This window comes from Sphingobium sp. FG125, from assembly GCF_057809795.1.
This window is the reverse complement of record NZ_JBMDKQ010000003.1, coordinates 54,804-67,889: the sequence shown is the minus strand read 5'-3', so window position 1 is coordinate 67,889 and position 13,086 is coordinate 54,804. Positions and strand designations below refer to the sequence as shown.

Here is a 13,086-nt window from a genome sequence, read left to right as displayed (position 1 = left end):
CGCTGACGGAAATTGAATCGTCTCCCCGACGGAGGCAGTCGTGCGATCCCTTGATATCGGAAATTGCGGGTTGGGATTGCGCTGCGGACATTCTCTGTTCCGTCGCTGGTTTCCCGCTCTCGACTTATGCGCGCCGCTGCGGTTAAAGCAGCGGCATGATGAAGCTGTTTATCGGGAATAAAGCCTATTCGAGCTGGTCGCTGCGCGGCTGGCTGGCGTGCAAGCTGTCCGGCCTGCCCTTTGAAGAGGCGGTCGTCCCTCTTTATGACGAGGCGTGGGAAAAGCGGCGCGAGGGCGACGAGTTTGCGCCCTCGTCCGGCAAGGTGCCGATCTTGTGGGATGGCGACGATATTGTCGTGTGGGACAGCCTGGCCATAGTCGAATATCTCAACGAAAAGACCGGGAATGAGAAATTCTGGCCAGCCGATCCCGCCGCGCGCGCCATGGCCCGGTCGATGGCGGCGGAAATGCACTCCAGCTTCGCCGCGCTACGCCGCGAGCATAGCATGAATATCCGCCAGATTTACGATGCGGTGCCACCGTCCGAAGCGGTCAAGCAGGATCTGGCGCGGCTGATGCAACTATGGGCGCAGGCCCGCGCCCGCCATGGCGGGGATGGCGATTTCCTGTTCGGCCCGTTCGGCGCCGCCGACGTGATGTTCGCGCCGGTGGTCACGCGCCTCATCACCTATCAATTGCCCGTGGCCCGCTTTGCCGAAGCCTATATGCACGCCATCATCGCGCACCCGTGGATGCAGGAATGGATCGGCGGCGCGCAGGCCGAAGATTGGGTGATCGACCGGTTCGAAGTGCCACCGCAGGCGGTGTGATTAAAAAAGGGCCGGGAAGCAAGCGCTCCCCGGCCCTAATGCATTCTCACGCCGCAGCGTGGATCAGCCGACAATTTCTTCCGGCTTGAAGAAGAAAGCGATTTCGGTCGCGGCATTTTCTTCGCTGTCCGAACCATGGACCGAATTGGCTTCGATCGATTCGGCCAGTTCCTTGCGGATCGTGCCGGCGTCGGCATTGGCGGGGTTGGTCGCGCCCATGATGTCGCGGTTGCGCTGCACGGCATTTTCGCCTTCCAGCACCTGGACGACAACGGGGCCGGAAATCATGAAGGCGACGAGGTCAGCGAAGAAGGGGCGTTCCTTGTGGACGCCATAAAAGCCTTCGGCCTGTTCGCGGCTCATGCGGATGCGCTTGGATGCGACGACACGCAGACCGGCTTCCTCCAGCATCTTGGTGACAGCGCCGGTCAGGTTGCGACGGGTCGCGTCGGGCTTGATGATCGAAAAAGTGCGCGTGACGGCCATGGCCCTCGATACTCCGAATGGTTGGAAATGCTGGGCGCGCCTTTAGACGGGGCAGGGCCGGGCCGCAAGGGGCTTAACCCTGGCCCCTTCTATGCCATTTGCAGCCACTTGCGGCCGTCTTGCTTGAAGTAGCGGGATTCGATCCCGTCCCGCTTGGCCAATGCCCGCCAACTCGCCCGCGCCGCCTCAATCGTGCTATCGTCGAAGAAGTGGAATACCCGATCGAAATCCAGCGCCTCTTCGCGCCACAGCCCATCGGCCAGCGCGACATGGCGCGCGCCATTGGCCGCATCGCAGGACGCACCCAGCAGGATCGGCTGATGCCCCTCCCCCGCCTCGCCCGCGCGGCCATGGGCCAGGAAGCTGTCGGGCGGACCATTCCACAGCCCGGCGGAAATCCGCTCCAGCCGGTCCGGTTGTTCCGCCACCACCAGCAGGCGCGCGCCCATCGCCAGGATGCGCGCCGCAATGGCGGGCAGCACCTGATCGACGGGATCGCGGCTCAGCTGATAGAAATCGACCTGCATGGCCTTAAAATCCTAATCCCGTTCGCCCTGAGCTTGTCGAAGGGTCGTTCTTCTTTGCGCAGAAGGACGAGGCTTCGACAGGCTCAGCCCGAACGGGCGTGGGGGCATCTTACTGCTCGAACTTGTCCGCAACAAACTGGTCTAGCAGGCGCACGCCATAGCCGGTCGCGCCCTTGTCGAAGGTTGCGCCCGGCTTGTCTGCCCATACCATCCCGGCAATGTCGAGATGCGCCCATTTTACGCCATCGTCGATGAAGCGCTTGATGAACTGGGCGGCAGTGATCGACCCGGCGTAACGGCCGCCGATATTCTTCATATCGGCGATCGGGCTGTCGATCAGCTTGTTGTAAGCGTCTGACAGGGGGAAGCGCCACAGCGGCTCACCGGTCGCCTTGCCCGCCGCGGTCAGATCGTCCGACAGGCCATCGTCGTTGGAGAATAGCCCGGCATATTGATCGCCCAGCGAGACCAGGATCGCGCCGGTCAACGTCGCCAGATCCACCACGGTGTCGGGCGTGTAGGTTTTTTGCGCCCAGGTCAGCGCATCGCACAGCACCAGTCGCCCTTCGGCGTCGGTGTTGATCACCTCGATCGTCTGGCCGGACATGGATGTCACAATGTCGCCGGGGCGTTGGGCGTTGCCATCGGGCATATTCTCGACCAGCCCGCAAATGCCCACCACATGCGCCTTGGCCTTGCGCCCCGCCAGCGCCTTGATCGCGCCTGCGACCGCGCCTGCGCCGCCCATGTCCCACTTCATGTCCTCCATGCCGGCGGCGGGCTTGATCGAAATGCCGCCGGTGTCGAAGGTCACACCCTTGCCGACGAACACGAGCGGCTTTTCGGTCTTGCCATCCGTGCCGTCCCATTCCAGCGCCAGCATCCGCGCGTCGCGCACCGAACCCTGCGCCACGCCCAGCAGCGCGCCCATGCCCAGCTTCTCCATCGCCGGACGATCCAGCACCGTGATCTTGACGCCGAGGTCCGCCAGATGCTGGCAGCGCGCCACGAAGCTTTCGGGGTAGATGATGTTGGCGGGTTCCGACACGAGTTCGCGGGTCAGGGCAACGCCCGCCGCGACAGCCGCATGCCGGTCCCATGCCGCGCCAGCGTCCGCCGACACGATCGTTACCGTCGCCAGCGTCGGCTTGGCCTTTTCGGGCTGCCGGGTGCGATAGGTGTCGATCCGCCAGCCGCGCAGCAATGCGCCGAGCGCCAGCCGCGCCGCGCCCTCGCCGCTCGCGCCGCCGACAAATTCGACCGCCGCATGGGTCGCGCCGCTGGTCAGCAACCGCGCGGTCAGCGCGCCACCGGCCCGCTCCAGATCCGCGTCGTTGCCCGTGCCGGTACCCAGCAGGACGATGCGCAGCACCTTGCCGCCCTCATCCGCGAAGCTCTCGAACGTCGCGCCCGCTTCGCCTGTAAAGCGCGCCGCCGCAGCGCCCGCCACCAGCGTCGCGGATGCGGCAACCGGCAGGCTGTCGGGCGCACCCTTGGGCAGCGCCAGGACCAGAGTGTCGGCATCGGGACGGGTCGGGCTGATCGCGATATCCATCAAGGGACCTTTTCTTGTTCGGGCTTTGGGACGTAATCCTTGCCAAATAGTGCGGCTTGTCCCGTCTGGCAAAGGCGTTCGACCGATTTTGCCGGAAAAGAGCGTAGCGCAGCGATTGCGGCGCGCGCCAAGCAGTGCGATAGGCAGGCGCTGATACCGCCCCTTCATGAGGCCTGACCTTTTGGCTATCTCCCCTATGTCCCTGTCTTTGCGTCCTGCCCTGCTGATCGGCTGCGCTTTGTCGTGCCTGTCGGTCACCGCCCCGGCCAAGGCACAGCAACTCAATGAACCACAGGTGCCGATCAGCGCGCCAGACGCCCCCATTCCGGCGAGCGATGACCAGATCGGCTTTTCCGCCGACGCCCTGCAATATGACAGCAATAGCGAAATCGTCACCGCCAGCGGCGCGGTTCAGTTGCTGCGCGATGGCAATCGCCTGCGCGCCGACAAGGTCGTGTGGAACCGCACCAGTGGCAAGGTGGAGGCGATCGGCAATGTCTCGGTCACCGATCCCGACGGCAATATCGCCTATGGCGACCGGTTCGACGTCACCGATACGCTCAAGGACGGCGTGGTCGACAATATGCTGCTGGTCCTCCAGTCAGGCGGTCGGTTGGCAGCAGCGACCGGCACCCGCACCAACGGCATCTATACGCTCAACCGCGCCGCCTATACCGGCTGCGCGGTGGAAGATAGCGACGGCTGCCCCAAGGAACCCACCTGGCAGATCAACGCGGTCAAGGTCGTCTATGACCCGACGCGCGAGCGGGTCACCTACACCAACGCCAATATCGAATTGTTCGGCCTGCCGCTCATCCCGCTGCCCGGCCTGTCCCATCCGGTGGGTGAAGGCGGCGGCAGCGGCCTGATGGTGCCCAATCTGCGCTATGACCGGAATAACGGCTTTGAAGTGGCGCTGCCCTATTATTTCAAGCTGGCGCCCAATCGCGACCTGACGGTCACGCCGCACGTCTATAGCAACAGCCTGCCCATGCTGGAGGCGGGCTTCCGCCATCTCTATGATCGCGGCGCATACCAGATCACCGGCTATGCCACCTATGGCAGCCGCGTCGCCACCGGCGACAGCAGCGGCACCACGCCTGCCGCATCCGAAAAGGATCCGCGCTTCTATCTCGACGCCAGCGGCGGGTTGCAGCTGACGCCGGAGTGGAGCGTCGATGGATCGATCCGCTTCGCGAGCGACCGCACCTTCCTGCGCCGCTACGATATCAGCCGCGATGACCGGCTGCGCTCGACCCTCGGCGCGCAGCGAATCGGCCAGAACAGCTATTTCTCGCTACGCGGCTGGGCGGTGCAGACGCTGCGCGCGGGCGATTCGCAGGGGCAGACGCCGATCGCACTGCCGGTCATCGACTATCGGCTGCGATTGAAAGACCCGCTGCTGGGCGGCGTCCTGCAATTGCAGGCCAATACGCTGGCGATCACCCGCACCCATGGCCAGGATACGCAGCGCGCCTTTGCCGGGGCTGAATGGAATCTGCGCACGCTGACCGGCATGGGACAGGAAGTGACCTTCACCGGCTATCTGCGCGGCGATGCCTATCACAGCAGCGACAATGCGCTAACGACGACCGCCAGCTATGCGGGCGATCCGGGGTGGCAGGCGCGCGGCATCGCCGCCGCCGCAGTGGACATGCGCTGGCCCTTCATTGGCGAAGCCTTTGGCGGCGTGCAGCGGATCGCCCCGCGCGTCCAGATCGTCGCCGCGCCCAAACTCGCCAACCTGTCGCTCCCCAATGAGGATGCCCGCGCCGTCGATCTGGAGGACAGCAACCTCTTCGCGCTCAACCGCTTTGCCGGCTATGACCGGTTCGAGGATTCGACGCGGATCACCTATGGCATCGAATATAGCCTGTCGCTGCCCGATTTCTCGCTCCAGACCATCGTGGGGCAAAGCTATCGCCTGAACAGCCGCACCAGCATATTGCCCGACGGCACCGGCCTGTCGGATCGCACGTCCGACATCGTTGGCCGCACGACGGTGCGCTACAAGGATTTCATCAGCTTCACCCACAGGTTCCGGCTGGACAAGGATCATTTGGCCGTTCGCCGCAATGAGCTGGACGCGACCGTGGGCAGCAAGAATACTTACGCCATGGTCGGCTATCTGCGGCTCAACCGCGATGCACTGGCGGCGCTGGAGGATTTGCAGGACCGGGAAGAATTGCGTCTTGGCGGGCGCATCCAGTTCGCGCGCTTCTGGTCGGTGTTCGGCTCCACTGTGATCGACCTGACCGATGGGAAGGAAGATCCGCTCAGCATTGCCGACGGTTATGAACCGGTCCGCCATCGCCTGGGCATCGCCTATGAGGATGATTGTCTGACGCTCGGCCTCACCTGGCGGCGCGACTATCAGGCCAATGGCGACGCGCGAAAGGGCAATGCTTTCCAGCTTCGGCTAGCTTTCCGCAATATTGGCATATAAGGATCACCCTTCCCGCTACCCTGTCAGGGCTGGTTCAGGCGGACTGGCGCATTCGTGCCGGACCGTATTGGAGATATTTGCCGACGATGCTGCCTGTCGTTTCCACGCCCACCCGCATGTTTCCGGCCGTTCGTTCGGCCCTGCGCACCCTGTTCCTGTCCTCAGCGCTGCTTGGCGTCGGGGTGCAGGGCGTTCCCGCGCAAACGGTCGATGATGGCGGCGCCGTCGCCAGCCAGCAGCTCAACCTGCCCAAGGATGTCACCGTCTTTGGCAAGAGCGACCCCAATGTCCGCAAGGCAACCGCGATCGTCAACGGTCGCATCATCACCGGCACCGACATCGACCAGCGCCTTGCGCTGATCATCACCGCCAATGGCGGCAAGGTGGAAGCGGAAGAAAAAGAGCGCCTGCGGGTGCAGGTGCTGCGCAACCTGATCGACGAAACGCTCCAGATTCAGGAAGCCGCCGCCAACGACATCAAGGTCGATCCGGCTGAAATCCAGCAAAGCTATGAGCGGGTTGCGGCCAATTTCCGCCAGTCGCCAACCCAGTTCGACGCCTATCTGCGCAGCCAGGGCAGCTCGGCCGCCAGCATCAAGCGCCAGATCGAGGGCGAACTCGCCTGGAGCCGCCTGCAACGGCGCAACATCCAGCCTTTCGTCAACGTGTCCGAGGACGAGGTGAAGTCGGTGGTCGACCGGCTGAATGCCGCCAAGGGCAGCGACGAATTCCGCATCGGCGAAATCTATCTGTCGGCGACCCCGGAAAATCGCGAACAGATTCTCGCCAACGCGCGCAACATCATTCAGCAGATCCAGCAGGGCGGCAGCTTTGCCGCCTATGCCCGGCAATTTTCCGAAGCATCGACCGCAGCGGTCGGTGGCGATCTGGGCTGGGTGCGCCCGGTCCAGCTGCCGCCTGAACTGGCCACCGCCGCCGCCGACATGCAGGTCGGCCAGATTGCCGGGCCGATCGAGGTCGCAGGCGGCGTGTCGCTGATCTATGTGATGGACAAGCGCAAGGTGCTGACCGCTGATCCGCGCGATTCGCTGCTCAGCCTGAAACAGCTGTCGGTCCTGTTCCCGCAAGGCACGACCAAGGAGCAGGCCAGCGCCAAGGCCGCAGGTTTCGCCGCCGCGATCAAGGAGATCAAGGGCTGCGGACAGGCCAATGAGGTCGGTGCAAAGATCGGCGCGGACGTGGTCGACAATGACAATGTGAAGCTGCGCGACCTGCCGCCCCAGTTGCAGGAAATCCTGCTCAACCTCCAGGTCGGCGAAGCCACGCCCCCCTTCGGCTCCATCACCGACGGCGTGCGCGTGTTGATCGTCTGTGGTCGTGATGATCCGGCGTCGGCCAATGCGCCCAATCCCGAACAGATTATGGCACAGCTGGAAGAAGAACGGGTCAACAAGCGTGCGCGCATCTATCTGCGCGATCTGCGTCGTGATGCGATCATCGAATATAACTGACGCCGCGCCCCCGCTCGGCCAGCCGCCGCTGCCCTTTGCGGTCTCGCTTGGCGATCCCGCCGGGATCGGGCCGGAGATCGTCGCCAAAAGCTGGGTGATGCGCGACGCGCGCGGCCTGCCGCCCTTCTTTGCGGTTGGCGATGTTGCGGCCCTGCGCGCGGTCTGGCTCGGCCCGATCGCGATGATCAGCGCGCCGGGGGAGGCCGCGGCCGCCTTCGGCTCGGCCCTGCCCTGCCTTCAGGTCGGACAGGCGGGCGAGATCATTCCCGGCACCCCCAGCGTCGATGGTGCGCGCACCGCGTTTGAATCGCTCGAAGCCTCGGTCGGCCTCGCCCGGTCGGGATCGGCGGCGGGCATCGTCACTGCGCCGGTGGGCAAGGAACAGCTGTATGGCGTGGGCTTTACCCATCCGGGCCAGACCGAATTTGTCGCCGAACGCTGCGGCGTGTCGGCCCACAATGCGGTAATGATGCTGGCCGGACCATCGCTCAAGGTCGTGCCGGTCACGATCCATATTCCATTGAGCGAAGTGCCGTCCGCGCTGACCATCGACCTGATCCGCGCCCGCGCGATCACCACGGCCAAGGGACTGCAAAAGAATTTCGGCATTGCCCGCCCCCGCCTGGCCGTCGCTGGGCTGAACCCCCATGCGGGCGAAGGCGGCGCGCTGGGGCATGAGGAAATCGACATCATCCGCCCGGCGGTCGAATCGCTGCGCGACGAAGGTTATGACATAGTCGGGCCGCTGGCCGCCGACGGCATGTTCCATGCCCGCGCCCGCGAAGCCTATGATGCGGCGCTGTGCATGTATCATGATCAGGCGCTGATCCCGATCAAGACGCTGAATTTCGACGATGGCGTCAACATCACGCTGGGCCTGCCGATCATCCGCACATCGCCCGACCATGGCACCGCCTTTGGCATTGCAGGCACCGACAGCGCCAATCCCGGCGCGATGATCGCCGCGCTGCGCATGGCCGCCGACGCCGCCCGCGCGCGTGCCGCCTATGTCTGCTGAAGCCAAGGTGAAGCTCCCGCCGCTGCGGGAGGTGATCGCCACGCACGGGCTTCAGGCCAGCAAGGCGCTGGGGCAGAATTTCCTGCTCGACGAACAATTGCTCGACCGGATCGCCGCTGTTCCCGGCACGATCGACGGCCAGCCCGCGTTCGAGGTCGGTCCCGGTCCCGGCGGCCTGACCCGCGCCATACTGCGCGCGGGGGCCAGGCTGGTCGCGGTCGAGCGTGACCGGCGCTGCCTGCCTGCCCTTGCGGAACTGGACGCCGCCTTTCCAGGCCAGCTGCGCATCCTGTCGGGCGACGCGATGGAAATCGACGCCCGCGCCGAAGCGGGCGATGGCGCGCATATCATCGCCAACCTGCCCTATAATGTCGGCACCGCGCTGCTGATCGGCTGGCTGTCCGCCCCATGGGAGCCGCTGCCCTGGTGGTCAACCCTGACGCTGATGTTCCAGATGGAAGTCGCCGAACGCATCGTCGCCCAGCCCGGCACCGACCATTATGGCCGCCTCGCCATCCTGTCCCAATGGCGCAGCGACGCGCGCATCGCGATGAAAGTCCACCGCAGCGCCTTCACACCGCCGCCCAAGGTCATGTCCGCCGTCGTCCACCTGACGCCCAAGGCCGCGCCGGACGGTGTGCAACTCAAACATCTCGAACGCCTGACCGCCGCCGCCTTCGGCCAGCGCCGCAAGATGCTGCGCCAAAGTTTGAAAGGCCTGCCCGGCGCGCTCGATGCACTGGCCGAAATCGGCATCGACCCACAACGCCGCGCCGAAACGGTCAGCGTCGAGGAGTTTGTTGCAGTGGCAAGGGTGCTGGGGCGGTAGGCTTGCACGGCGCCTAGGCGCTATGATTTTACCTTCATCCGTTCGTTTCGAGCGAAGTCGAGAAACGTCGCGCACTGGTTTCTCGACGTAGTTTATCCTGAGCGCCAGCCGCAGGCGGGCAGTCGAAGGGCTCGAAACGAACGGAGGTAGAGGATTCGCCCTAAAATCACCACACTCCAGGCGCGCGGGACGACCGCTGTCCTACACGCCGCCAGCCATGTTATACCAAGGTGCAATGATCACGACCCATTAGGCTCCTCCCCGCCGGGGAGGGGAGATGAGTCACAATCACAGCACTGTGGTATTACATTGTGCGCGCAGGCTCTTTCTCACTGTCGATACCCAAAACGGCCCGCATAATAATCTATCGCAACCCGATAACAAAATGTCGCATTTGCCGGGAAATATGCGAAGTTAAGCGCCGCAAATCCTATTTTACGGCGTCTCGGTCGGCACCGTCTTGGGCGCGGTCGGGACGGCATCCTTGGCGGTCAGCGCCACGGCGGGCGGTCCTTTCTGGATCGCGGCGGCGAGTTTGCCAACGGGCGCGCAGTCGGCCTTGCACAAGCTCTGCGCCTTGGCCAGCACCTCCTTGGCCTTGGCCAAAGCGCCCTTCTCTACCATTGCCTCGCCCTGCCCCGCCAGCGCGGTCACGTCGGTCGGGTCGAGCAGCAACGCCTCCTTGTAAAGCCGGATCGCCTTGCCTTGCAGCCCCTGTGCGCGGGCGACCTCAGCCAGATCGACATAGGCAGCCCGGTTGCGCGGATCGACCGCCAGCGCGCTTTCCAGCGCATCGGTCGCACCGTTCAGATTGCCCGCCGCAAAGGCCGCGGCACCGGCTTTCTGCCATTCGATCGACCGCGGCTCGATCTGTGCGTCGGGACGCTGGGTCAGGCCGACGCTGGACACGGTGGTCAGGACAGCGGCGAGCGCGATCGAAGCGGGGGTAAAACGCATGAGTGTCTCCAGCCATGTTTCAGGCATTGATGTGGCCCAACTGTCGCCATTTTGCGGGCGCTTGTCCATGGCCTGTTTCACGCCGCCGCTTTCACGCCGACCGGCGCAGCCGCGCAAAGAAGAAACCGTCCGTGCCATCATGGCCCGGCGTCAGCAACCAGCCAGCGCCATGGGCGCGGCCCAGCGGCATATCCAGCGCCTCTACCGTCCATCCGTCATGCCGGGTCAGAAAAGCATCCACCTGATCGCGTCCCTCCTGATCCGTCAGCGCGCAGGTAGCATAGACCAGCCCCCCGCCGGGGGCCAGCAAGGGCGCGGCAAAATCCAGAATCCGCGCCTGTTCCGCGACCAGCCGGTCCAGTCGCGCCTGCGTCAGCCGCCAGCGCGCCTCCGGGTTACGCCGCCATGTGCCGGTGCCTGAACAGGGCGCATCGACAAGCACGACATCGGCTTGGGCCTTCAGACTGTCCAACCCGCGCCCCTCATGCCCCTGATCGATCAGCAGCGTTTCGATGAAGGTCGCCCTCGCCCGCTCGGCCCGCGGGCTGAGCCGCGCCAGTCGCGCGCGGATCGTATCGGCGGCAATCAGCGTCCCCTGCCCCGCCATCGCGGCGGCCAGCGCCAGTGTCTTGCCCCCCGCCCCGGCGCATAAATCCACTACGGTCATACCGGGCGCGACGGCGCAGGCCAGCGCAATCATCTGGCTGCCACCATCCTGCACCTCGACCAGTCCCTGTTTCCAGGCTTCGGACTGCTCGACCGGGAAGCCTTCGGGCAGCCGCAGGCCATCGGGCAATCCCGCGATCGGCTGGGCGTCGGGCAGGTGCGGCGCGACGGCGGCAGCCGTGGCCTTCAGCCGATTGACCCGCAGATCGACTGGCGCGCGGCCCAGCAGGGCATCTTGTTCGACCGGCGCGGCCAGCAGCGGCACAAGCCAGGCTGGCACCGCCCCGGCGCTGGTGCCAACCTCGCCGGGTTCAATCGGCATAGGCGCATGGGTTGATCCGTCGAACAGCGTGGCCAGATCGGGCCGATCCTGCGCCAGCCCGATCATCGCCTCGCGCCCGGTATCGGGCCGCTCGCCCGCGCGGCGGATCGCGTCATAGACATGGTCACGCACCGCCCGCCTGTCCCGCGACCCAGCATAGCGCCGCTCCTTGAAATAGCGCGCGATCAACGTGTCGGCGGCAGGCCCACCGTCCCGCGCCGACGCGATGATCGCGTCGAGCAACTCGATCGCAGCCTGAAGGCGCGCGGCGGGGGTCATAACAAAATAAGCCCCTCCCCTTCAGGGGAGGGGTTGGGGGTGGGGGCGTGCGACAGGCGCAGCGCCGGGATGAAGTCCCCCACCCCAACCCCTCCCCTGAAGGGGAGGGGCTTTTCTCGTGACTCAGCGCGTCGGATAATTGGGGGCTTCCCGCGTGATGGTGACGTCATGGACATGGCTTTCGGACAGCCCGGCATTGGTGATCTGCACGAAGCGGGCGCGCTCCTGCAGGTCCGGGATGGTGCGGCTGCCGGTATAGCCCATCGCCGCCTTCACCCCGCCGACCAGCTGGTGGATCACATCCTTGGCCGGGCCTTTGAACGGCACCTGACCCTCAATGCCTTCGGGAACCAGCTTCATCTGATCCTTGATGTCCGCCTGGAAATAGCGGTCGGCGCTACCCCGCGCCATCGCGCCGACACTGCCCATGCCGCGATAGCTTTTATAGGCGCGACCCTGATAGAGGAAGGTTTCGCCCGGCGCTTCGGCGGTCCCGGCCAGCAGCGATCCCACCATGACGCAACCAGCGCCCGCCGCCAGCGCCTTGGCCACGTCGCCCGATGTGCGCAGCCCGCCATCGGCGATCACCGGCACGCCGAGCTTGGCGGCGGCTTCGGCCGAATCCATGATCGCGGTCAGCTGCGGCACGCCCACGCCTGCCACCACGCGGGTGGTGCAGATCGATCCCGGCCCGATGCCGACCTTCACGCAATCTGCCCCCGCGCCGATCAGCGCGCGGGTCGCTTCGGCGGTGGCGACGTTGCCGGCAACGACCTGGACATGATTGGACAGACGCTTGACCGCTTCGACGGCGGCGGAAACCTGTTTGCTGTGGCCATGGGCGGTGTCGATGACAATCAGGTCGCATTCCGCGTCGATCAGCGCCTCGCTGCGCTCCAGCCCCTTGTCGCCCACCGTGGTCGCCGCCGCCACGCGCAGGCGGCCAGTGCCGTCCTTGGTCGCCTGCGGATAGGTGACCGCCTTTTCCATGTCCTTGACCGTGATCAGGCCGACGCAGCGATAGGCGTCGTCCACCACCAGCAGCTTTTCGATCCGGCGCTGGTGCAGCAGCCGCTTGGCTTCGTCCTGGCTGACGCCTGCGGGGACGACGGCCAGATTATCCTTCGTCATCAGTTCGCTGACCGGCTGGGCCGGATTTTCGGCAAAGCGGGTGTCGCGGTGGGTCAATATGCCAACCAGCTTGCCCGATTCTTCCACCACCGGAATGCCGCTGATCCGGTGCTTCTTCATCAGCATCTGCGCGTCGGCCAGCGTGGCGCTGGGCAGGATGGTGATGGGGTTGACGACCATGCCGCTCTCGAACCGCTTGACCGCGCGCACCGCGTCGGCCTGTTCCTCTACCGTCATGTTCCGGTGCAGCACGCCGATGCCGCCCAGCTGCGCCATGACGATCGCCATGTCGGCCTCCGTCACCGTATCCATCGCCGACGACAGGATCGGGATGTTCAGCTTGATCTCGCGCGTGACATAGGTGGATGTGTCTGCCTGACTGGGCAGCACGTCGGATTCGCCGGGCTGCAACAGCACGTCGTCAAAGGTGAGGCCGAGGCGGATATCCATGGAAAATGCCACTTTCTGATGCGGAACCTCTGGTTGGTTCCGGGGGATTTGTGGCGGCCCATGTAACCACTATGGGCGCGGACGGCCAGTCCCTTTGGGGCATTTTATTGCGCAGGTG

The 13,086-nt window shown here is 65.0% G+C and carries 11 protein-coding genes; 5 read left to right on the top strand and 6 right to left on the bottom strand.

Features of this window, described 5'->3' with window-relative positions; translation table 11 throughout:
• Positions 1 to 155: 155 nt before the first annotated feature.
• The gene (locus tag ACODSR_RS03530; protein WP_217673470.1) at positions 156 to 830 is read left to right on the top strand and encodes a glutathione S-transferase family protein; all 675 of its coding nucleotides are present in this window, start codon (positions 156 to 158) and stop codon (positions 828 to 830) included.
• Between the two features lie 63 nt (positions 831 to 893).
• Here ACODSR_RS03530 and ndk read toward each other — a convergent pair whose 3' ends face one another.
• The 3 genes from ndk to ACODSR_RS03515 form a co-directional block, all read right to left on the bottom strand.
• A complete protein-coding gene (gene ndk / locus ACODSR_RS03525) occupies positions 894 to 1,316 on the bottom strand; it encodes a nucleoside-diphosphate kinase (protein ID WP_006953431.1) in 423 nt (140 codons plus the stop codon).
• An 89-nt stretch (positions 1,317 to 1,405) separates the two neighbouring features.
• Positions 1,406 to 1,843 carry a DNA polymerase III subunit chi gene (locus tag ACODSR_RS03520; protein WP_489073773.1) on the bottom strand — a complete coding sequence of 146 codons (438 nt, stop codon included), beginning with the start codon at positions 1,841 to 1,843 and terminating at the stop codon, positions 1,406 to 1,408.
• Between the two features lie 109 nt (positions 1,844 to 1,952).
• Positions 1,953 to 3,398 carry a leucyl aminopeptidase gene (locus tag ACODSR_RS03515; protein WP_489074150.1) on the bottom strand — a complete coding sequence of 482 codons (1,446 nt, stop codon included), beginning with the start codon at positions 3,396 to 3,398 and terminating at the stop codon, positions 1,953 to 1,955.
• A gap of 196 nt (positions 3,399 to 3,594) precedes the next feature.
• Between ACODSR_RS03515 and ACODSR_RS03510 the strand changes: the two genes are divergently transcribed.
• From ACODSR_RS03510 to rsmA, 4 genes are all read left to right on the top strand, one after another.
• Complete coding sequence (locus ACODSR_RS03510; RefSeq protein ID WP_489073771.1) at positions 3,595 to 5,844, top strand: LPS-assembly protein LptD; 2,250 nt, start codon at positions 3,595 to 3,597, stop codon at positions 5,842 to 5,844.
• Between the two features lie 86 nt (positions 5,845 to 5,930).
• The gene (locus ACODSR_RS03505; RefSeq protein WP_489073769.1) at positions 5,931 to 7,316 is read left to right on the top strand and encodes a peptidylprolyl isomerase; all 1,386 of its coding nucleotides are present in this window, start codon (positions 5,931 to 5,933) and stop codon (positions 7,314 to 7,316) included.
• On the top strand, positions 7,294 to 8,334 hold the full coding sequence (pdxA, locus tag ACODSR_RS03500; protein ID WP_489074148.1) for a 4-hydroxythreonine-4-phosphate dehydrogenase PdxA: 1,041 nt from the start codon (positions 7,294 to 7,296) through the stop codon (positions 8,332 to 8,334). The genes ACODSR_RS03505 and pdxA overlap by 23 nt, the downstream gene beginning before the upstream one ends.
• Complete coding sequence (gene rsmA / locus ACODSR_RS03495; RefSeq protein WP_489073767.1) at positions 8,324 to 9,163, top strand: 16S rRNA (adenine(1518)-N(6)/adenine(1519)-N(6))-dimethyltransferase RsmA; 840 nt, start codon at positions 8,324 to 8,326, stop codon at positions 9,161 to 9,163. Before pdxA ends, rsmA begins: the two co-directional genes overlap by 11 nt.
• 435 nt (positions 9,164 to 9,598) lie before the next feature.
• On the opposite strand, the gene ACODSR_RS03490 is transcribed toward rsmA, so the two are convergent.
• From ACODSR_RS03490 to guaB, 3 genes are all read right to left on the bottom strand, one after another.
• A complete protein-coding gene (locus ACODSR_RS03490; protein ID WP_489073766.1) occupies positions 9,599 to 10,120 on the bottom strand; it encodes a tetratricopeptide repeat protein in 522 nt (173 codons plus the stop codon).
• Positions 10,121 to 10,211: 91 nt separating this feature from the next.
• The gene (locus ACODSR_RS03485) at positions 10,212 to 11,387 is read right to left on the bottom strand and encodes an RsmB/NOP family class I SAM-dependent RNA methyltransferase (protein ID WP_489073764.1); all 1,176 of its coding nucleotides are present in this window, start codon (positions 11,385 to 11,387) and stop codon (positions 10,212 to 10,214) included.
• 123 nt (positions 11,388 to 11,510) lie between these two features.
• Positions 11,511 to 12,968 (bottom strand): IMP dehydrogenase, encoded by a 1,458-nt coding sequence (gene guaB, locus ACODSR_RS03480; protein ID WP_489073762.1) that lies wholly within the window; start codon positions 12,966 to 12,968, stop codon positions 11,511 to 11,513.
• Positions 12,969 to 13,086 lie beyond the last annotated feature (118 nt).

Bases quoted from the DNA above. Each gene is read 5' to 3' on its own strand.
- ACODSR_RS03530 (WP_217673470.1), top strand. From the start codon at position 156: ATGATGAAGCTGTTTATCGGGAATAAAGCCTATTCGAGCTGGTCGCTG.
- ndk (WP_006953431.1), bottom strand. From the start codon at position 1,316: ATGGCCGTCACGCGCACTTTTTCGATCATCAAGCCCGACGCGACCCGT.
- ACODSR_RS03520 (WP_489073773.1), bottom strand. From the start codon at position 1,843: ATGCAGGTCGATTTCTATCAGCTGAGCCGCGATCCCGTCGATCAGGTG.
- ACODSR_RS03515 (WP_489074150.1), bottom strand. From the start codon at position 3,398: ATGGATATCGCGATCAGCCCGACCCGTCCCGATGCCGACACTCTGGTC.
- ACODSR_RS03510 (WP_489073771.1), top strand. From the start codon at position 3,595: ATGTCCCTGTCTTTGCGTCCTGCCCTGCTGATCGGCTGCGCTTTGTCG.
- ACODSR_RS03505 (WP_489073769.1), top strand. From the start codon at position 5,931: ATGCTGCCTGTCGTTTCCACGCCCACCCGCATGTTTCCGGCCGTTCGT.
- pdxA (WP_489074148.1), top strand. From the start codon at position 7,294: ATGCGATCATCGAATATAACTGACGCCGCGCCCCCGCTCGGCCAGCCG.
- rsmA (WP_489073767.1), top strand. From the start codon at position 8,324: ATGTCTGCTGAAGCCAAGGTGAAGCTCCCGCCGCTGCGGGAGGTGATC.
- ACODSR_RS03490 (WP_489073766.1), bottom strand. From the start codon at position 10,120: ATGCGTTTTACCCCCGCTTCGATCGCGCTCGCCGCTGTCCTGACCACC.
- ACODSR_RS03485 (WP_489073764.1), bottom strand. From the start codon at position 11,387: ATGACCCCCGCCGCGCGCCTTCAGGCTGCGATCGAGTTGCTCGACGCG.
- guaB (WP_489073762.1), bottom strand. From the start codon at position 12,968: ATGGATATCCGCCTCGGCCTCACCTTTGACGACGTGCTGTTGCAGCCC.